The sequence below is a fragment of the Lacisediminihabitans sp. genome (assembly GCF_036404185.1).
Taxonomy (GTDB): domain Bacteria; phylum Actinomycetota; class Actinomycetes; order Actinomycetales; family Microbacteriaceae; genus Lacisediminihabitans.
This window is the reverse complement of sequence record NZ_DASWPB010000102.1, coordinates 12,417-32,123: the sequence shown is the minus strand read 5'-3', so window position 1 is coordinate 32,123 and position 19,707 is coordinate 12,417. Positions and strand designations below refer to the sequence as shown.

The window sequence follows — 19,707 nt, the reverse complement described above, 5'->3', positions numbered from 1 at the left end:
CACGGACGCATCAACCTCAAGGACCTGCCGGAGCGCGAGCACATCGTGCACACGCCCGCCTCCGTCACCCGCAGGCAGCGCACCTTCGGCTACACGGAGGAGGAGGTGCGCATCCTGCTCAAGCCCATGGCCGAGAACGGTACGGAGCCGCTCGGCGCCATGGGCTCCGACACCCCGATCGCCGTGCTCAGCCAGCGGCCGCGGCTGCTGTTCGACTACTTCACCCAGCAGTTCGCCCAGGTGACCAACCCGCCGCTCGACAGCATCCGTGAGGAGGTCGTCACCTCGCTCAAACTCGGCCTCGGCCCTGAGCGCAACCTGCTGGCGGCGACCCCGGAGCACGCGAGGCAGGTCATCCTCGACTTCCCGGTGATCGACAACGACGAGCTGGCCAAGATCCAGCACATCGCGCCGATGCCGGCCCACAGCGGGCTCACCCCGACGCGCACCATCAAGGGGCTCTACCGCGTCGACCAGGGGCCGAAGGCCATGGAGCAGCGCATCGCGGCGATGTGCGACGAGGTCGACCGCGCCATCGAGGACGGCGCGAGGTTCATCGTGCTGTCGGACAGGGACTCCAACAAGGACCTCGCGCCTGTGCCGTCGCTGCTCATGCTCGCCGCCGTGCACCACCACCTGATCCGGGCGGAGAACCGGATGAAGGTGGGCATCATCGTCGAGGCCGGCGACGTCCGGGAGGTGCACCACGTCGCGCTCCTGATCGGCTACGGCGCGTCGGCGATCAACCCCTACCTGGCGATGGAATCGGCCGAGGAGCTGGTCCGCAGCGGCTTCATCACCTCGCTGAGCCCGGAGAAGGCGGTCAAGAACCTGATCAAGGCGCTCGGCAAGGGGGTGCTGAAGATCATGTCGAAGATGGGCATCTCCGTCGTCGGCTCCTACGCGGGCGCCCAGGCATTCGAGGCGGTCGGCCTCGACCAGGAGTTTGTCGACCAGTACTTCACCGGGACGTCGAGCCTGCTCGGCGGTGTCGGCATCGACGTGATCGCCGCGGAGAGCGCCGCGCGACACGCCGCGGCCTACCCGGAGGACGGCGCGATCACCGTGCACGAGCGCCTCGCGACCGGCGGGGAGTACCAGTGGCGCCGCGAGGGGCCGCCGCACCTGTTCAACCCGGACACGGTGTTCCGCCTGCAGCACGCCGCGCGTTCCCGCCGGTACGACGTCTTCCGCGACTACACGAAGCTCGTCGACGACCAGGCCGAGAACCTCATGACGCTGCGCGGGCTGTTCAAGCTGCGCGAGGGGGTGCGGACGCCGGTGCCGATCGACGAGGTGGAGTCCGTCGCCTCCATCGTGAAGCGCTTCTCGACCGGCGCCATGAGCTACGGCTCGATCAGCGCGGAGGCGCACGAGACCCTCGCGATCGCCATGAACAGCCTCGGCGCCAAGAGCAACACGGGCGAGGGCGGGGAGGACACCGCGCGCCTGCTCGACCCGGAACGCCGCAGCGCGATCAAGCAGGTCGCCTCAGGGCGGTTCGGCGTGACGAGCATGTACCTCACCCACGCCACGGACATCCAGATCAAGATGGCGCAGGGGGCCAAGCCGGGGGAGGGCGGCCAACTGCCCCCGACCAAGGTGTATCCGTGGATCGCCAGGACCCGGCATGCCACTGCGGGCGTCGGTCTCATCAGCCCGCCGCCGCACCACGACATCTATTCGATCGAGGACCTCAAGCAGCTCATCTTCGATCTCAAGCGGGCGAACCCGGACGCCAGGGTGCACGTCAAGCTCGTGAGCCAGTCGGGGATCGGCGCGGTCGCCGCCGGTGTGGCCAAGGCCCTCGCCGACGTCGTGCTCGTCTCCGGCCACGACGGCGGAACCGGGGCCAGCCCGCTCAACTCGCTCAAGCATGCGGGGACCCCCTGGGAGCTCGGCCTCGCGGAAACCCAGCAGACCCTCATGCTCAACGGCATGCGCGGCCGCGTCGTCGTGCAGGTCGACGGACAGATGAAGACCGGCAGGGACGTGATCGTGGCGACGCTGCTCGGCGCGGAGGAGTACGGTTTCGCGACCGCCCCGCTCGTCGTCTCCGGCTGCGTCCTCATGCGGGTCTGTCACCTCGACACCTGCCCCGTCGGCGTCGCCACCCAGAACCCGGAGCTGCGGGCCCGGTTCAGCGGCAAGCCGGAGTTCGTGGTCAACTTCTTCGAGTTCCTCGCCCAGGAGGTGCGCGAGTACCTGGCCGCCCTCGGCTTCCGCTCGATCGAGGAGGCCATCGGCCACTCGGAGCTGCTCGACGTCAACCGGGCGATCGAGCACTGGAAGGCGGACGGCCTCGACCTCGCGCCCATCCTCCAGGGCCCGGAGTTCGGGCCGGACGAGCCGCGCAGGAACGTCTCGAAGCAGAAGCACGAGCTCGATCGCCACTTCGACGTCGAGCTGATCAGGCGCAGCTCCGCCGCGCTGGACGCCGGGGAGCACGTGTCGATCTCGCTGCCCATCCGGAACACCGAACGGGCCGTCGGCACGATGCTCGGCCACGAGGTCACCCTCCGATACGGCGAGAACGGGCTGCCGAACGGGACCATCGAGGTCGACCTGGCCGGCACCGCCGGCCAGTCCTTCGGCGCATTCCTGCCGAGCGGGATCACCCTGAGGCTCGAGGGCGACAGCAACGACTACGTCGGAAAGGGCCTCTGCGGCGGCCAGATCGTCATCCGCCCCGACCGCAGGAGCCCGTTCGCCGCGGAACGCAACGTCATCGCCGGTAATGTGATCGGCTACGGGGCGACGCAGGGCAGCCTGTTCATCCGCGGCATCGTCGGCGAGCGTTTCCTCGTGCGCAACTCCGGGGCGACCGCCGTCGTCGAGGGCGTCGGCGATCACGCCCTCGAATACATGACGGGGGGCCTCGCCCTGATCCTCGGCGGAACCGGACGCAACCTCGGCGCCGGGATGTCCGGCGGCACGGCCTACGTCTACGACCTCAGGCCGGAGCGGGTGAACCGCGACTCGCTGGCCTCCGGAGAGCTGAGCCTGCTGAGCCTCGGCGCCGGCGACATCGAGATCGTCAGGGACCTGCTGCAGCAGCACCTGGACGAGACCGGCTCCGCGGTGGCGGCCAGGATGCTCGACGACTTCGAGGCCTCGATGGCCCGCTTCGTGAAGGTCCTGCCCCGCGACTACGCGGCGGTGCTGGAGACGAGGGCGACGGCGGTCGAGGAGGGGCTCGACCCCGACGGAGACATCGTATGGACACGGATCATGGAGGTGACGGGTGGCTGATCCCAAGGGATTCCTGAAGACACGCGAACGGGAGCTGCCACCGCGGCGGCCGGTGAGCCTGCGGCTGATGGACTGGAAAGAGGTCTACGAGCAGGGCGACGCCGCGACGGTGCGCAAACAGGCCGGTCGCTGCATGGACTGCGGCATCCCGTTCTGCCACCAGGGCTGCCCGCTCGGCAACCTCATCCCGGAGTGGAACGACCTCATGTGGCGGGGCGAGGGGCGCGCGGCGATCGAACGCCTGCACGCGACCAACAACTTCCCGGAGTTCACGGGACGGCTGTGCCCGGCCCCGTGTGAGAGCTCCTGCGTGCTCGGGATCAACCAGCCCGCCGTGACCATCAAAAACGTCGAGGTCTCCATCATCGACCAGGCCTTCGCCAACGACTGGGTCGAGCCGCACCCCCCGGAGAGGCTGACGGGCAAGACCGTCGCCGTCGTCGGCTCCGGTCCAGCCGGCCTCGCGGCGGCCCAGCAGCTGACCCGGGCCGGTCACACCGTCGCCGTCTTCGAGCGCGACGACCGGATCGGCGGCCTGCTGCGCTACGGCATCCCGGACTTCAAGATGGAGAAGAAGCACATCGAGACCCGGCTCAAGCAGATGCAGGCGGAGGGGACCAGGTTCCGCGCCGGCGTGAACATCGGCGTGGACATCCCCTGGGACGAGCTCCGGGCCAGGTACGACGCCGTGGTGGTGGCCACCGGCGCGCTCAAGCCGCGCGACCTGCCGATCCCCGGTCGCGACCTTCCCGGCGTGCACTTCGCGATGGAGTACCTGGTCCAGCAGAACCGGGTCGGCGCCGGCGACACCGTCACCGACCAGATCACCGCGGAGGACAAGCACGTCGTCGTCCTCGGCGGCGGCGACACGGGAGCGGACTGCATCGGGACGGCACACCGGCAGAAGGCGCTGTCCGTCACCAATCTGGCGATCGGGATGCAGCCGCCGACCGAGCGGCCAGAGCACCAGCCCTGGCCGATGACCCCGACCCTGTTCGAGGTCTCCACGGCGCACGAGGAGGGCGGAGAGCGGGTCTACCTCGCCTCCACCGTCGAGTTCCTCGCGAACGAGCAGGGCGAGGTCCGCGCCATCCGGGTCGCCGAGACCGAGTACCTCGACGGCCGCCGCGTCCCCAAGGCGGGCACGGAGCGCGAGATCCCCGCGGACCTGGTGCTGCTGGCGCTCGGCTTCACCGGCACAGAGGGCGACACGCTGGAGGACCAGCTCCGGCTGCCCATGGCGGGCGGCACGGTCGAGCGCGACGGCGACTATCAGACCAGCGAGGCGGGTGTCTTCGTCGCCGGGGATGCCGGTCGCGGACAGTCGCTCATCGTCTGGGCGATCGCGGAGGGCCGTGCGGCGGCCGCCGCCGTCGACCGCTATCTCGAGGGCACGACCGAGTTGCCGTCACCGGTTCGTCCCACCGATAGGGCCATCGGACTCTAGGGAGGCCCTGGCGAGGGAGTAGTCTCCTATCTGGCTTCGGCCTGCCAACACTTGACACCAAGAGAAAGAAACAGATGAGACGAGCAAAAATCGTCGCCACGCTCGGCCCGGCAACGGCCAGCTACGAGAACATTCGGGCGATCGTCGACGCGGGCGTGGACGTTGCCCGGATGAACCTCAGCCACGGGAGCTATGACGTCCACGAGGAGGTCTACAAGAACATCCGACAGGCGAGCATCGACTCCGGTCGTGCCGTCGCGGTTCTCGTTGACCTGCAGGGACCGAAGATCCGGCTCGGCAAGTTCGAGGCCGGCCCATACGACCTCGCGGTCGGCGACATCTTCAAGATCACCATCGAGGACATCCTCGGCACCAAGGAGATCTCCGGGACCACCTTCAAGGGCCTGCCGAACGACGTGAAGCCGGGCGATCCGCTGCTCATCGACGACGGCAAGGTCAAGCTCGAGGTCATCTCCACCGACGGAACCGTCGTGACCACGAAGGTGGTCGTGGCCGGTGCGGTCTCCAACAACAAGGGCATCAACCTTCCCGGAGTGGCGGTCAACGTGCCCGCCCTCTCCGAGAAGGACGAGGCGGACCTGCGCTGGGGCCTTCGCCTCGGTGCCGATCTCATCGCGCTGTCGTTCGTGCGCAACGCCGAGGACATCGTCCGCGTGCACGAGATCATGGCTGAGGAGGGTGTCAAGCTGCCGGTCATCGCCAAGATCGAGAAGCCGCAGGCCGTCGACAACCTCGAGGCCATCATCAACGCCTTCGACGGCATCATGGTCGCCCGTGGCGACCTCGGCGTCGAGCTTCCGCTCGAGGCCGTCCCGATCGTCCAGAAGCGTGCGGTGGAGCTGTCGCGTCGCATGGCCAAGCCGGTCATCGTCGCCACCCTGATGCTCGAATCGATGATCTCGAGCCCCATCCCGACCCGCGCGGAGACCTCTGACGTCGCCAACGCGGTGCTCGACGGGGCGGATGCCGTCATGCTGAGCGGCGAGACGAGCGTCGGCGCCTACCCGGTGATCACCGTGCAGACGATGGCTCGCATCGTGGCCTCCACGGAGGAGCACGGCATGGAGCGCATCCCGCCGCTCGGCACGAAGCCGCGCACCCAGAGCGGCGCGATCACCCTCGCGGCCGCCGAGGTCGCCGAGTTCGTGTCGGCCAAGTTCCTCTGCGTGTTCACGGAGTCGGGTGACTCGGTGCGTCGGATGTCTCGGCTGCGCCATCACATCCCGATCATCGCGTTCACCCCGGAGAACGCGATTCGCAACCGCCTCGCCTGGGTGTGGGGCACGGAGACCTACCTGGTGGAGCCGAAGACCCACACCGACCAGCTGTTCATGCAGGTGGACGACGTGCTGCTCGGCAACAAGCGGGCAGAGGTCGGCGAGAAGGTCGTTGTCATCGCCGGTTCCCCTCCCGGAATCTCCGGCGGGACGAACGACATGCGCGTTCACCGTCTCGGCGACGCTCACAACGAGGTCGCCCCGGCGTACGCCGCGCAGTAGGCGCGGGAGCCCGAACGGCCGGTTGGACCTCTGGTCCACCGGCCGTTCGGTCGTTAAGCCGACGAACCGCGGATCCGACGGACGGCGTTACGCGGGGATGCCGGGGGTCGTCGTGAGGACGGACACCGCGGCGGTCACCTTGACGACGAGGACGACGATGCTCACGACGACAATGAGGGCCCAGATCCAGATCGGCAGCAGCCCGCGGCCTGCACGACGCTTCACGATGACGGAGCGCCCGATGATGTACACGCCGGAGTTGATGAAGGTGAACGCCCAGTGGAATGGACGGTCGAACCCGGTGTTCCTCAGCCGTCGCCAGTCGAAATAGGCCAGCAACACCCCGAGCCCCCAGGCGAGGTACCCGACGAGGCTCGTGAGCAGATAGCCGGGCGACAGCGTTGTCATCGTCATCGAACCGCCCATCGTGGAGTCGGTGGCGGTGCGGGTCACGAGGCCGTTCAGGTCGAGCGTTGACAGCGTGATCACGGAGACGAGCTGAAGACCGAGGATCACCCAGAGGAAGACGGTATAGACCGGCGTACCCGGCCGGAGAGCCGGCCTCGCCGCGAGACCGGGGGTCGCGAGTGCTGGATCGTGCAGGTGCTCCGTCCATCCGGTGCCATCCCACCATCGCAGCCGAGGCAGCCCGGTGTAGTCGGGATACCAGCCAGGGACCGGTGTGGCAGAACCGGCGTCGTCGGTCATTGTCGCTCCTTCTCGAGATAGAAGAAGCCTAGGCGGGATCGGAGGACTACTCGTTCGTGTCGCCGAAGGTGCCCGGCCGTCTCGGCTCGTTCGACAGCTCGGTCTCCAGCAGGGTCTGGATCGCCTTCAGGCGTTCCAGCACCTCGTCGAGGGTTCCTTGGACAGAGGCCAGTGAGGATGCGTCGTTGTCAACCATGAACAGATCTTAACGCCTTCCTCGCCAGGATCCACCAGCGAATTTTCCGGGTGGTCACACACCGGGGTGGCCATCACCGCCACCCCGGCGGGGACGGCTACCCGCGTGCGCCGCGGTCGGTCCGGAGTCGGGAGACCGTCGAGGAGCCGACTCCGATCAGACCGAGCAGCATGAGCAGGCCGGCGACCATGAATGCGGGGGACGGGTCGTTGGTCCCCGTGTAGGCGAGGCCGGCGGACTCCACCGGCGGCGCCGTGGTCGTCGGGGGGACGGTGGTGGTGGTGGTGGTCGGCGGGTTCGTCGGGGGCACAACGGGCGGCTGGCAGTCGCTTGTCACCGTGCCCTGGGCGACGATCTGGTCGCCGACCTTGACCACGATCGTGTGGTTGCCGCTGTCTTCGGCGAAGCTGTAGCTCTTGCTGATTGCAGCACCGTCACCGCTGGCGGCCACGTCGATCGTGTCGGTGTTGACTCCGTCGACGTAAATGTCCTCGACGTAGGCCGTCCCCACGTTGTGGAAGCCCGGGGTGAAATCATTGCTCGAATACACGGTTCCGACTCCGCAATCGACGACGAGGTTCGTGTGCGGATTCGCCGGCTTGACGTTCGGCTGACAGTCCGTCTGCACCGTGCCGTGGGCGATCTCCGTGCCGGCCGCCGTCACCGTGATCGTGTGTGTCCCACTGTCCTCGACGAAGGTGTAATGCTCCGTGGCCACGTCGCCGCTTGCCACCACGACGGTGCGATCCGGCTCGCTGTCGGTGTGGATCGCGGCCGTGTACGAATCGTTCACCGTGCCCTCGTCCTTCGCCTCGTTGCTCAGGTGGACATCCGCGACTCCGCAGCCTGTGCTGATCTCGCCCTTCGGGCTGGCCTGCACCGGGGTCGGCGCACAGCCGCTGGTCGTTCCCGAATAGGTCTTGGTATAGCCGAGGCTTCCGGTCGGGTCGTCCCACGCGGTGAAGGCGACGGACCAGTCGTGGCTCGTGTACTGGTCGGAGAACGCTACGGTTCCGGAGACGCTGACCCCGAAATTCTCGGTGTGGACGACGGTGCCGTCGATGGTCACCGTGACGACATTAGGTGTTTCGTCGGCGGCCGAGGCGGGAGTGACCACCTCGCTGTGAGCTGGCAGGTCGACCACGGACTCGGTCACCTCCTGGATGGCGGGCGTGTCGACGACGACTCTGCTCTGGCCCGTCTTGGCCCATCCGGTGTCCTGCAGCGTCTCGCCATCCCAGCCGTCCAGCTCCCATGCCGTCCGGGGCTGATCGGCGTCGGGGGTCTGGCTCTGGTACTGGTACTCGACGTGTGTGACGGCGGGCGTGGCAGGAGTGACGACGACCGTCCTGTCGGTCGCGGGAACCTCGTGGGTCGCAGCGGGGGTTTCCGGCTTCGTCTGGTAGGTGTCGGCGGTGAACGTGACGGCCGAACAGGTGGCACTCGCCCCAGGTACGTGAGCACTCGCGGTCAAGGCAGTGCCGCCGATGACCGATGCACCGACGATCACTCCCACGGCGAGGGTGGAGAGAAGAATTCTCATTGCGGACTATCTCCTGGTTCGACTCGTGTGCCCACCACTGGCCGGAACGGCGATGCGGTTGTGCCCAAAGCACAGGCAACCAGCAGACCCGAGGTGAAAAGGGAGCCGGTCGCGGCGGCAAAGCGAGGTGAAGGGAGGGTGAAGAGAGAGTGAAGAGAAAGTGAGCCGAGCGCGTTCCCGGAGAATCGGGGCGCGGAAAAGCTCGGCCGGTGCCGGCCACCCGCGGTCGTACCGGGTTCCTATGCGGCGGTCAGCAATCCCAGGACTCTGGCCCGATGCACCGCTCCGTCACGGGTCGACACGCCGAGCTTGCGATAAACGCTGCGCAACTGGGTCTTCACGGTGTTGAGCGAAACGGACAGCGATGCCGAGATCTCCCTGGGATTCTCACCGATCGCGACGTGGGAGAGCACCACCCGTTCCCGCGGGCTGAGAAGCCTCAATGCGGCTCCGCGGAAGGAGGAGGAAACGGCCGCGATGTCATCGAGCATGGCCATCCTCGTCGTCGACTCCGTCCGCTCTCGCGCCCGTTCGACGAGCCCGGTGATGATCGCCGGGGGGAGCACGGTGAAGTGCCTCCGCATGCCGCTGGCTCTCGCCTGCTGCAGCACCCTCTCAAAGGAGGCGTCGGCGGTGCTCAGGTCGCCGAGGGCGCTGTGCGCCGCCGCGTTGATGACGGCGGCGTAGGACTGCGTGCGTGGCGGGTGGTCGTCACCGAAACCGAGGCAGTCCGCCGTCAGCCGCACCACCTCCTCGAAGTCGCCAAGCTCCATGGCCAGTCGCGCGGCGAGAACGTTGTTGCAGGCCAGGTGCTGGGGGTCGGGTGCCATCTCCGCGAGGCCCTGGCGTGCGTGGGCCAACTGCCCGAAACGCATGAGGACCTCGATCCTGTCCGCCTGATAGAGGCGCGTCGAAAGATTGGGCGCTTCCCATTCCCGATCCACCTGACGCATGTCGTGAAGCGCGTCCTGCGCCCCCTCCAAGTCTCCGAGGGTCTCCAGAGCGAACACCCTGGTGTGGAGGGCGAGGACCTCGTATTCGGTTCCCTTCGTCTCGACGAGCACGGTGTCAAGAAGACCACCCAATTCGTCGAATCGGCAGCGACCGACCGTCAGGAGCACGGAGGCGATTGTCGCGGGGGCGTCCCAGAGCCCGGCCGGCGCGTTCACGGCGGCATCCGCCGTTGTATTGAGGTTCCGTTCGGTGCTGCGCAGCCCCCCGCAGAGCACGTCGATCAGTGTCAGGCAGCCGAATGCCTCGACCCGCTCGACCGCCGGCATCGTGGTCTCCGCCAGCCGCATGGCATGAGTGATGTCGGCGCGGGCCTGGGGCAGATCCTCGGTGAAGAGCTCGCAGATGCCGCGCTGTATCAGCCCAAGCGCGTAGAGGTCAATTCGGGTCGGGATGTCCAACTCCGCACGTTCCACTCGGCGAATGGCCAGCCGCACATCCTCCATCGCCGTCGAAAACCGACCGAGTTGCCGGTGGACCACGCTCCGGGCGATCAGTGCCAGGCAGCCCAGTTCGGCAGACCCCTCGTCCTCGTCGAGAATGCGGGTCGCGGCGTTGAGATAGGAGAGGGCGGAATAGGGATTGGCCGCCTGCCCTCCCCGATAACTCACGGCGACGGCGACGAGCAGGGAGGGGCTCGATGACCACTCGGAATACGGGAGCGAGAGAATCAGCGATCGAAGCTCTCCGCCGCCCCGATGGACCAGATCCCGCCACTGTGCGCAGGTCACGGCCGTGCCGTCGTTCGGTGCGTCTCGGCGGCCGGGGAAGCTTTTCAGGCGCGCGAGAACGGAAGCCAGATCGAGAATTTCGGGTTCCTGCTCTGTGGTTCTGCTCGATCCCCGGGGTAAGCGGGGTTGTTTCCCGGGGTAAGCGGGGACTACCAGAGTAAACGATCCTCAGGTCCAGAGAACCCGTTGTGGTTCACCAGGCAGGAGGGTGTTCTGCACGCCGCGGTCGACGATGTCACGAGGCCGTCGAGGACCAACGGTTGTGCCGGATGCGGGACTTGAACCCGCACGCCCTTTCGAGCAAAGCATTTTGAGTGCTCCGCGTCTGCCATTCCGCCAATCCGGCGCACGTTACCGCGCTCAAGAATACCGTAGGCTTTATGGCGTGCCAGACCAGGAAAACAACCAACAGAGTCCCCGCCGCGTCGTTGTTGCGGAGGACGAGTCACTGATCCGCCTCGACATCGTCGAGACGCTCCGGGACAACGGATTCGAGGTTGTCGGCGAGGCGGGCGACGGAGAGACCGCCGTGGCCCTGGCGACCGAGCTGCGGCCGGACCTGGTGATCATGGATGTCAAGATGCCGCTTCTCGACGGCATCTCCGCCGCCGAGCGGCTGAGCAAGAACCACATCGCGCCGGTCGTGCTGCTCACGGCGTTCAGCCAGAAGGAACTGGTGGAGCGCGCGACCGAGGCCGGCGCACTCGCCTACGTGGTCAAGCCGTTCACGCCGAACGACCTGCTTCCGGCCATCGAGATCGCCCTGGCCAGGTACGCCCAGATCATCACCCTGGAGGCGGAGGTGAGCGACCTCGTCGAGCGCTTCGAGACCCGCAAGCTCGTCGACCGGGCCAAGGGCCTGCTCAACGAGAAGATGGGGCTGACCGAGCCGGAGGCGTTCCGCTGGATCCAGAAGGCATCCATGGACCGTCGGCTGACGATGCACGACGTCGCCCAGGCGATCATCGAGCAGCTCTCCGCGAAGAAGTAGCGTCCGGCCGGGCGCCGCTCTCCCGTCGGCGGGAGGTCACGCCTCCCTGAGGAAGTTCGTCATGCGGACGGTGGAGAGGCGCCGACCCTCCTCGTCGCGGATGACGATCTCGTGAGTCGCCAGGGTGCGCCCGAGGCTGAGGGCCGTGCAGGTCCCGGTGACCAGTCCGGATGACACGGAGCGGCTGTGCGAGGCGTTGATCTCGATGCCGACCGCGATCCGTCCAGGCCCGGCGTGGATGGCCGCGGAGATCGAGCCGAGCGACTCACCGAGCACCACGTGCGCCCCGCCATGCAGGATGCCGACGACCTGGGTGTTCCCCACGACCGGCATCGTCGCCACGGAGCGTTCCGCCGAGAGCTCGACGAACTCGATCCCCATCTTCCGGGTCAGCTCGCCGCCGCCGCTGGCCACGAGACGCTCGATGAGTTCCGGGTCGAGATCGGCGGGAAAGGTCGTCATGGGGTTCCTCACACCGGGGCTTCGGGCTGTCGGCGCCCCCGGATAGGCTGGCTGGGTGCCGGACTCCAAAAAGCCTACCCTCCTCGTCATCGACGGGCATTCGCTCGCCTTCCGGGCGTTCTACGCGCTGCCCGTCGACAGCTTCCAGAACCGCGAGGGGCAGCACACCAACGCGATCCACGGCTTCATCGCCATGCTCATCAACCTCCTCGCCGCCGAGAAGCCGACGCATCTGGCCGTCGCCTTCGACATCTCCCGCTTCTCCTTCCGCACCCGCGAGTACCCCGAGTACAAGGGCACGAGGGGCGAGACGCCTCCGGAGTTCATCGGCCAGATCCCGCTGCTCGAGGAAGCGCTGCACGCGATGGGCATCACGACCATCGCGAAGGAGGACTACGAGGCGGACGACATCCTGGCGACCCTGGCCGTGCAGGGCGCGGAGCAGGGCTTCCGGGTCCTCATCGTCTCCGGTGACCGGGATGCGATCCAGATGGTCAACGACGACGTCACCCTGCTCTACCCGAACGCGCGCGGGGTGTCCGAGCTCAAGCGCTACGACAGGGACGCGGTCTTCGAGCGTTACGGGATCGAGCCGCAGCAGTACCCGGAGATCGCCGCTCTGGTCGGGGAGACGAGCGACAACCTGATCGGCATCGACAAGGTGGGGGAGAAGACCGCCGTCAAGTGGATCACCCAGTACGGCAGCCTCGACGGGGTGCTCGCCCACGCCGATGAGATCAAGGGCGTGGTGGGAGAGAAGCTGCGGGAGCAGAAGGAGAACGCCATCCGGAACCGGAGGCTCAATCGGCTGCTGACGGACGTCGAGCTGCCGGTGGGGCCGGCCGACCTCGAGCGCCGGCCGATCGACGAGGCGGCGGTGCGCGAGGTCTTCGATCGGCTGCAGTTCCGCACCCTGCTCGAGCGGGTGCTCAAGATCGCCGCAGCGGCGGGCGACGCCGTCTCCGCCCAGGCCGTTGCCGAGGTGGCCGGCACCGAGGCGCCCGCCGTGCGCACGCTCGTCGACGAGGAGCTCGCCCACTGGCTCGAGTCCCAGTCGGCCGGGGGCACGCGACCCCTCGGTCTCCAGCTCGAGTTCGGCCAGGACGGCCTCGCCGGCTTCGGCATCGCCTCGATGGAGGACAGCGTCTCCGTGCCCTGGGCCGCCGGCCGTCCCGACTACGCGGCGCTCGAGACCTGGCTCGCCGGCCCCGCCCCCAAGTACCTCTTCGACTCGAAACCCGCATACAAAGCGCTCGAGCGGGCGGGCATCCGTCTCGCCGGCGTCGCCTTCGACACCACCATCGCGGCCTGGCTGCTGAAGCCGGGTGGCCACAGCCAGCCGCTCTCCGGCCAGGTCTACGACTACCTCGGCGAGAAGCTGGCGGAGCCGGACCCGAACCAGCTCGTGCCGGAGACGGCGGCGGTGAGCGTGGCCACCGAGGCCTGGTACGTGCTGCGGGTGTCCGACTATCTGGCCGAGCGCCTCGATGCGGGCTCCCGGCGGGTGCTCGACACCATCGAGCTGCCGCTCGTCCCGGTGATCTCGACCATGGAGTCGACAGGCATCACCCTCAACGGCGAGATCCTCTCGAGGCTCAACCACGAGCTGACCGAGTCGGCCGCCGACCTGGCGAGCCGGGCCTACGCGGAGCTCGGCGGCCGGGAGATCAACCTCGGCTCGCCGAAGCAGCTGCAGCAGGTGCTGTTCGAGGATCTGGGCATGCCGAAGACCCGCGCCAACAAGACCGGGTACTCGACAGATGCCGCCTCCCTCGCCGACCTGCAGGAACAGAACCCCCATCCGTTCCTCGACCTGCTGCTCCAGCACCGAGACGCCACCAAGCTCAAGCAGATGGTGGAGACCCTCGAGAAGGCAGTCGGGCCGGACCATCGCATCCACACCAGCTACGACCAGACGGGAACGAGCACCGGCCGCATCTCGTCGACGGACCCCAACCTGCAGAACATCCCCGTGCGGACGCCGATCGGCAGGCAGATCCGCTCCGCCTTCGAGAGCGGGCCGGAGTTCACCACGCTGCTCACGGCCGACTACTCCCAGATCGAGATGCGCATCATGGCGCACCTCTCGGGCGATCCCGGGCTCATCGAGGCATTCAACTCGGGGGAGGACCTGCATCGTTTTGTCGGCTCCCGCATCTTCGGGGTCGATCCCGCCGAGGTCAGCCCGGCCATGCGCACGAAGGTGAAGGCGATGTCGTACGGCCTCGCCTACGGTCTCAGCGCGTTCGGGCTCTCCAAGCAGCTGCGCATCGACAACGCCGAGGCGAAACAGCTCATGAGCGACTACTTCGCCCGCTTCGGCGCGGTCCGCGACTACCTGCGCGGTGTCGTCGAGCAGGCCAGGGAGGACGGCTACACGGAGACGATCTTCGGTCGCCGTAGGCCGTTCGGCGACCTCAAGTCGTCGAACCGGGTGCTCCGGGAGAACGCGGAACGGGCCGCGCTCAACGCGCCGATCCAGGGCTCCGCGGCGGACATCCTCAAGATCGCCATGCTCGGCGTCGCCGACGACCTGCTGAGCAGGCGGCTCGGCTCGCGCCTGCTGCTGCAGGTGCACGACGAGCTCGTATTCGAGGTCGCCGATGGCGAGCTCGAGGTGCTCACCGAGATCGTTCGCGACCGGATGGGGAACGCGGCCCAGCTGAAGGTGCCCCTGACCGTCCAGGTCGGCACGGGCCACAACTGGGACGCCGCCGCGCACTGAGCCCGCGGGCACGCCGTCGCCGGGGCCTCGTTCTCGCAGCCGCCCGTCTCTTCGTCCGCGCGGTGTTTTGTCGTCCGCGCGGAGGTCCTGTACCGGCGCGCGGACGACGACACACCGCGCGGATGGGATGGAGGCCGTGGCGGGGAGACGCGCGGATGTCCGGCGAATTGACAACCGGACACAAACGGACTTATATAAACCAAGAACAACATTTGAACGGGCGTTTCGAGCAGGACGGTGAGGTCACGATGTACGCTCCAGAGCGGCACCAGCAGATCCTCGAGACCGCCCGCACCCGCGGCAGGGTCGACGTCGCCGGACTCGCCAAGGATCTCGCGGTGACCCCGGAGACGGTTCGCCGCGACCTCACGGAGCTCGAGCGCCGGGGCGTCATCCGCCGGGTCCACGGGGGCGCCATTCCCGTCGAGCGCCTCGGCATCGAGCCGGGTGTCGCCGACCGCGAGGGACATGCGGCAGGCGAGAAGGAGCGCATCGCCCTCGCCGCGCTCGAGGAGCTCCCCGACGGCGGTTCGATCATCCTCGACGCGGGGACGACGACCGTTCGCCTGGCGCAGCTGCTGCCCCTCGACCGCGAGCTGACGGTCGTGACGCATTCCATCCCCGTCGCCAACATCCTCATCTCCCGGCCGAACATCAGCCTTCACCTCCTCGGCGGCGTCGTCCGCCCGCGCACCCTCGCCGCCGTCGGCGAATGGACCAAGGCGCAGATCGCCGACGTCTTCGCCGACGTCGCCTTCATGGGCACAAACGGCATCAGCGTGGAGCGTGGCCTGACCACCCCCGACATGGCAGAGGCGACGGTCAAGCGCGCCCTCATCGCGGCCGCTCGACGCACCGTCGTCCTGGCCGATCACACCAAGTTCGGCAGGGAAGACTTCGCGCGCGTCGCGTCGCTCGGCCTCGTCGACACCGTCATCACCGACCTGGAGCTGGACGTGGAACTTGCCGAGGATATCGAGAACGCCGGCCCGAGGATGGTGATCGTATGATCCTGACCGTCACGCTCAACCCGAGCCTGGACCGCACGGTTTTGGTGGATGCCCTGGAACGCGGTGAGGTGCTGCGCACCTCCGCGCCGATCATCCAGCCGGGAGGCAAGGGCGTCAACATCAGCAGGGCGCTGTCCGCGAACGGCACGGAGAACGTCGCGATCCTGCCGGTCGCCGGGGCGGAGGGCGCCGAGCTGAGCGCCCTCCTCGACGAGGCCGGCGTCTCCGCCCGCTACGTCCCGGTGAGCGGCCGCACCCGGTCCAACCTCTCCGTGGTTGAGCCGGACGGGACGGTCACCAAGCTCAACGAGCCCGGTCTGCCGCTCTCCGCCGCCGATCTCTCCGTTCTCACCGAGGTGCTCACCGGCGCCGTGGCGCCGCACGACTGGGTCGTCATCTCCGGCAGCGTGCCTCCGGAGTTCGCGGCCGGACAGCTCGTCGATCTGACGCGGCACGTCGCGGAGCTCGGGGCCAACCTCGCCATAGACACGAGCGGCGAAGCGCTTGTTGCCTCGCTCGCCGCTCGTCCCCGCCTGATCAAGCCGAACCGTTCGGAGCTGGCGGAGATCGCCGGCCGCGACCTCGACTCGATGTCCGACGTCATCGCGGCGGCCGAAGAGCTGCGTGCCCGCGGGGTCGAGCGGGTACTGGTCAGCCTCGGCGCAGACGGCGCCGTGCTCATCGGGCCGAACGGCGTGCTCGTCGGGGAGTCCCACGTGGACGCGCCACGAAGCACCGTCGGCGCGGGCGACTGCTTCCTCGCCGGTTTCCTCTCGAAGTTCTCGGTCGACGAGAGCGATGAGGAGGCAGCGCTCCTCGCGGCCCTCGCCTGGGGCGCCGCGGCCGTCAGTCTTCCGGGGACCACGGTTCCCGGGCCGGGCGATGTCGCCTACGAGAACGTCCGTCTGGTGTGGCAGCCAGACCTGGACCGGCCACTCGTGGCCAGCTAGCAAATCAGCCAAGGCACCACCCGAACCGTCCCCAGTCCGTACGAAGGAGTACTCGAGAACAATGTCTGATTACACACCAGTGGCCACCGGCACGGGCGCGCGAGCCCGCGTCCAGCGAGGTGGCGCTTTCCTCGCCGGCATGATCATGCCGAACCTCGGCGCGTTCATCGCCTGGGGCCTCATCACCGCGCTGTTCATCCCGAACGGCTGGGTCAACCAGCTCGCCAGGCTCTGGGGAGGGCTCGGTGCGGACAAGACGCTGCCCTTCGCGGACGCGGCGGGGACCCTGGTCACACCGATCATCGTCTTCCTGCTCCCGATCCTCATCGGCTACACCGGCGGTCGTACGGTCCACGGCCAGCGCGGCGCGGTCGTCGGAGCCATCGCCACCCTGGGTGTCGTCGTGTCCCCGCTGGCACTGCACCTCGGCTCGAGCGGTTCGCCGGCTCCGACGGACCTCGGCGGCCTTCCTCCGCAGTTCCTCGGCGCGCTCATCATCGGCCCGCTCACGGCCCTGCTGATGAAATGGATCGATCACCTCCTGGACGGCAAGTTGCGCGGCGGCTTCGAGATGCTCGTCGACAACTTCACCGCCGGGATCGTCGGCGGCATCGCCGCCCTCGTCGGCGTGTTCGCACTCGGCCCGCTCGTCTACTGGATCACCACGGTGTTCGCGGACTTCGTCAACGTCCTGATCTCCGCCAAGCTGCTGCCGCTGGCGTCGATCATCATTGAACCGGCGAAGATCCTGTTCCTCAACAACGCGATCGGCAACGGCGTGCTCGTGCCCCTCGCGGCGCACCAGGCCGCGGGATCGGCGGGCAAGTCGATCCTGTTCATGCTCGAGTCGAACCCCGGCCCCGGCCTCGGCATCCTCGTGGCCATGCTGCTCTTCGGCCCGCTCGCCATCCGCCCGACCGTTCCCGCGGCGATCGTCGTCCAGTTCCTCGGCGGCATCCACGAGATCTACTTCCCGTACGTGCTCATGAAGCCGATCCTGCTCATCGCCGCGATCGCGGGTGGAGCGTCCGGTGTGCTCATGTTCGTCCTGTTCAACGACGGACTGGTCGCCCCGGCATCGCCTGGCAGCATCTTCGCCTACATCCTCGTCGCCTATCCGGGCGACCTGCCGACGATCCTGCTCGGCATCCTCGTCTCCGCCGGCGTCTCCTTCGTGGTGGGTGCGGCCCTGCTGGGCTTCAACCGCAAGAAGGAGCCCACGCTTGACCTCGAGGCAGCCAAAGCGCAGAGTGCGAGAAACAAGAACAGTACCAGCGCGGCAAGCGCGTAATCGGTTCACCGAATAGACAAGGAAAACCTCTGATGGCAACAGTCGACGGATCCAGCATCAAGAAGCTGATCGTTGCATGCGATGCGGGAATGGGCTCGAGCGTCATGCTGGCCAGTTCCCTCAAGAAGCAGCTGGCGAAGAACGGCGTGTCGGTCGATCACTCGGCCGTCGCCGAGATCCCGAAGGACGCGGATCTGGTGTTCACCCAGGCGGGTCTGGCCGACCGCGCCAGGCACACCGTCCCGAACGTCCCGGTTGTGCCGTTCCAGTTGTTCCTGGGTGACCCCGCCGTCGCCAAGATCGTCAAGGCGATCCAAAACGGCGAGACCTTCGAGGTCTGACATGGGAGAGCAGACCGCGACCCCGCTGAGCGCGCTGATCGCCGAGAAATCCATCCGCCTGAGCCAGTCGGCAACGGACAAGTTCGATGCGATCAAGCAGGTCGGCGCTGCCCTGCTCGACACCGGCGCGATCGAGGCCTCCTATATCGACGCCATGATCGAGCGGGAGAAGTCGGTCTCCACCTTCGTCGGGGAGGGTGTCGCGATTCCGCACGGCACCCTCGCCGGCAAGGACTCCGTGAAGAAGGATGCGCTGGTCGTGCTCGGATTCCCGGACGGGATCGACTGGGACGGCAACGAGGTACGGGTCTGCGTCGGCATCGCCGCCCGCGGCAACGGCCACATCGCCCTGCTCTCGCAGCTGGCGACGGTCCTGCTCGACCCGGATCGGGCGGCCGCTCTGCGCGCCGCCACAACGGCCGCTGAGGTCTATGAACTGCTTGAACCAGATGAAGAGGAAGTGTGAGCACGTGAAGGTAGCAAGATTTTACGCACCGGGAGACATCCGTCTCGAGGATATGCCGGAGCCGGTGGTGTCCGATGGCGAGGTGAAGATCCGGGTCAGGAACTGCTCGACCTGCGGGACCGACGTCAAGATCTCCCGTTCGGGACATCCGAACATGACACCGCCCCAGGTGATGGGCCACGAGATCGCCGGAGAGATCGTTGATGTCGGAAACGGGGTCGACGGTTGGAAGGCCGGTGACCGCGTCCAGGTCATCGCCGCGATCCCGGACGGAACCTGTCCTGACTGCCTGGCCGGCCGGCTCACCGTCTGCCCTCACCAGCTGTCGATGGGCTACCAGTTCCCCGGCGGATTCGCCGAGTACATGATCGTCCCCCGCGAGGTCCTCCGGGTCGACGGCCTGAACCGCATCCCCGAGGGTCTCGGCTTCGCCGAGGCGTCCCTCGCGGAGCCGCTCGCCTGCGTCCTCAACGGCCAGGAGCTGTCCAGGGTCGGCAAGGGCGACGTCGTCGTGGTCATCGGCTCCGGCCCGATCGGATGCCTGCACGTTCGGCTGGCTCGCGCGAGGGGAGCCGCCCAGGTCATCCTCGTCGACCTGAACGCCGACCGGCTGAAGCTGGCCGCCGATCTCGTGAAGCCCGACCTCGCCATCGCCTCTGAATCGACCGACCCCGTTGCCGCGGTTCTCGAGGCCACCGGCGGTCGTGGCGCGGACGTCGTCATCACGGCCGCGGCATCGGGTGCCGCCCAGGAGCAGGGCCTGCAGATGCTGGCCAGGCAGGGTCGTCTGAGCCTGTTCGGCGGGCTGCCCAAGGACAAGCCGACGATCACCGTCGACTCCAACCTCGTGCACTACCGTGAATTGACGATCGTCGGAGTGAACGGCTCGAGCCCCGCGCACAACAAGCGCGCGCTCGAACTGATCGCCTCAGGCGACGTGCCGGTCACCGACCTGATCACGCATCGGCTGCCACTCGACGACGTTCTCGAGGCCATCGAGATCGTCGCCAGGGGCGACGCGATCAAGGTGACGATCGAACCGTAGGACGGAAGACCCAAGGAG

16 protein-coding genes and 1 tRNA gene are annotated in these 19,707 nt (G+C 67.7%); 11 read left to right on the top strand and 6 right to left on the bottom strand.

The window, feature by feature from the left end:
- From gltB to pyk, 3 genes are all read left to right on the top strand, one after another.
- A partial coding sequence (gene gltB, locus VGC18_RS07195; RefSeq protein WP_331095729.1) for a glutamate synthase large subunit occupies window positions 1–3,252 on the top strand: 3,252 nt, incomplete at its 5' end.
- The gene (locus tag VGC18_RS07190) at window positions 3,245–4,699 is read left to right on the top strand and encodes a glutamate synthase subunit beta (protein ID WP_331095727.1); all 1,455 of its coding nucleotides are present in this window, start codon (window positions 3,245–3,247) and stop codon (window positions 4,697–4,699) included. The genes gltB and VGC18_RS07190, both read left to right, overlap by 8 nt.
- Before the next feature lie 74 nt (window positions 4,700–4,773).
- A complete protein-coding gene (gene pyk / locus VGC18_RS07185) occupies window positions 4,774–6,219 on the top strand; it encodes a pyruvate kinase (RefSeq protein WP_331095725.1) in 1,446 nt (481 codons plus the stop codon).
- 87 nt (window positions 6,220–6,306) lie between these two features.
- Here pyk and VGC18_RS07180 read toward each other — a convergent pair whose 3' ends face one another.
- From VGC18_RS07180 to VGC18_RS07160, 5 genes are all read right to left on the bottom strand, one after another.
- A complete protein-coding gene (locus tag VGC18_RS07180; RefSeq protein ID WP_331095723.1) occupies window positions 6,307–6,927 on the bottom strand; it encodes a DUF2510 domain-containing protein in 621 nt (206 codons plus the stop codon).
- A gap of 46 nt (window positions 6,928–6,973) precedes the next feature.
- The gene (locus VGC18_RS07175; RefSeq protein WP_331095721.1) at window positions 6,974–7,123 is read right to left on the bottom strand and encodes a hypothetical protein; all 150 of its coding nucleotides are present in this window, start codon (window positions 7,121–7,123) and stop codon (window positions 6,974–6,976) included.
- A 97-nt stretch (window positions 7,124–7,220) separates the two neighbouring features.
- A complete protein-coding gene (locus VGC18_RS07170; protein WP_331095719.1) occupies window positions 7,221–8,666 on the bottom strand; it encodes a hypothetical protein in 1,446 nt (481 codons plus the stop codon).
- 239 nt (window positions 8,667–8,905) lie between these two features.
- Entirely contained in the window at window positions 8,906–10,408 is a 1,503-nt protein-coding gene (locus tag VGC18_RS07165; RefSeq protein WP_331095717.1) for a helix-turn-helix transcriptional regulator, read from the bottom strand.
- A 263-nt stretch (window positions 10,409–10,671) separates the two neighbouring features.
- Window positions 10,672–10,754, bottom strand: a tRNA-Leu gene (locus VGC18_RS07160).
- Between the two features lie 39 nt (window positions 10,755–10,793).
- On the opposite strand from VGC18_RS07160, the gene VGC18_RS07155 reads away from it, so the two are divergent.
- A complete protein-coding gene (locus VGC18_RS07155; RefSeq protein WP_331095715.1) occupies window positions 10,794–11,399 on the top strand; it encodes an ANTAR domain-containing response regulator in 606 nt (201 codons plus the stop codon).
- A 36-nt stretch (window positions 11,400–11,435) separates the two neighbouring features.
- Here VGC18_RS07155 and VGC18_RS07150 read toward each other — a convergent pair whose 3' ends face one another.
- Window positions 11,436–11,861: a hotdog fold thioesterase gene (locus VGC18_RS07150; RefSeq protein ID WP_331095713.1), complete on the bottom strand. Its 426-nt coding sequence runs from the start codon at window positions 11,859–11,861 to the stop codon at window positions 11,436–11,438.
- 55 nt (window positions 11,862–11,916) lie between these two features.
- On the opposite strand from VGC18_RS07150, the gene polA reads away from it, so the two are divergent.
- The 7 genes from polA (at window position 11,917) to VGC18_RS07115 (ending at window position 19,689) form a co-directional block, all read left to right on the top strand.
- The gene (gene polA / locus VGC18_RS07145) at window positions 11,917–14,586 is read left to right on the top strand and encodes a DNA polymerase I (RefSeq protein WP_331095711.1); all 2,670 of its coding nucleotides are present in this window, start codon (window positions 11,917–11,919) and stop codon (window positions 14,584–14,586) included.
- A 248-nt stretch (window positions 14,587–14,834) separates the two neighbouring features.
- The gene (locus VGC18_RS07140) at window positions 14,835–15,596 is read left to right on the top strand and encodes a DeoR/GlpR family DNA-binding transcription regulator (protein ID WP_331095733.1); all 762 of its coding nucleotides are present in this window, start codon (window positions 14,835–14,837) and stop codon (window positions 15,594–15,596) included.
- Window positions 15,593–16,546 carry a 1-phosphofructokinase gene (gene pfkB / locus VGC18_RS07135; protein ID WP_331095709.1) on the top strand — a complete coding sequence of 318 codons (954 nt, stop codon included), beginning with the start codon at window positions 15,593–15,595 and terminating at the stop codon, window positions 16,544–16,546. Before VGC18_RS07140 ends, pfkB begins: the two co-directional genes overlap by 4 nt.
- A 61-nt stretch (window positions 16,547–16,607) precedes the next feature.
- Entirely contained in the window at window positions 16,608–17,837 is a 1,230-nt protein-coding gene (locus tag VGC18_RS07130; protein WP_331095708.1) for a PTS transporter subunit EIIC, read from the top strand.
- A gap of 32 nt (window positions 17,838–17,869) precedes the next feature.
- A complete protein-coding gene (locus tag VGC18_RS07125) occupies window positions 17,870–18,178 on the top strand; it encodes a PTS lactose transporter subunit IIB (protein WP_331095705.1) in 309 nt (102 codons plus the stop codon).
- Between the two features lies 1 nt (window position 18,179).
- Window positions 18,180–18,644: a PTS sugar transporter subunit IIA gene (locus VGC18_RS07120; protein ID WP_331095703.1), complete on the top strand. Its 465-nt coding sequence runs from the start codon at window positions 18,180–18,182 to the stop codon at window positions 18,642–18,644.
- Between the two features lie 4 nt (window positions 18,645–18,648).
- Window positions 18,649–19,689, top strand: coding sequence for a zinc-dependent dehydrogenase (locus tag VGC18_RS07115; protein ID WP_331095701.1), 1,041 nt, complete (start codon window positions 18,649–18,651; stop codon window positions 19,687–19,689).
- Window positions 19,690–19,707 lie beyond the last annotated feature (18 nt).

Coding starts and splice junctions, on each gene's coding strand:
- pyk (WP_331095725.1), top strand. CDS start 4,774: ATGAGACGAGCAAAAATCGTCGCCACGCTCGGCCCGGCAACGGCCAGC.
- VGC18_RS07180 (WP_331095723.1), bottom strand. CDS start 6,927: ATGACCGACGACGCCGGTTCTGCCACACCGGTCCCTGGCTGGTATCCC.
- VGC18_RS07175 (WP_331095721.1), bottom strand. CDS start 7,123: ATGGTTGACAACGACGCATCCTCACTGGCCTCTGTCCAAGGAACCCTC.
- VGC18_RS07170 (WP_331095719.1), bottom strand. CDS start 8,666: ATGAGAATTCTTCTCTCCACCCTCGCCGTGGGAGTGATCGTCGGTGCA.
- VGC18_RS07150 (WP_331095713.1), bottom strand. CDS start 11,861: ATGACGACCTTTCCCGCCGATCTCGACCCGGAACTCATCGAGCGTCTC.
- VGC18_RS07140 (WP_331095733.1), top strand. CDS start 14,835: ATGTACGCTCCAGAGCGGCACCAGCAGATCCTCGAGACCGCCCGCACC.
- pfkB (WP_331095709.1), top strand. CDS start 15,593: ATGATCCTGACCGTCACGCTCAACCCGAGCCTGGACCGCACGGTTTTG.
- VGC18_RS07130 (WP_331095708.1), top strand. CDS start 16,608: ATGTCTGATTACACACCAGTGGCCACCGGCACGGGCGCGCGAGCCCGC.
- VGC18_RS07125 (WP_331095705.1), top strand. CDS start 17,870: ATGGCAACAGTCGACGGATCCAGCATCAAGAAGCTGATCGTTGCATGC.
- VGC18_RS07120 (WP_331095703.1), top strand. CDS start 18,180: ATGGGAGAGCAGACCGCGACCCCGCTGAGCGCGCTGATCGCCGAGAAA.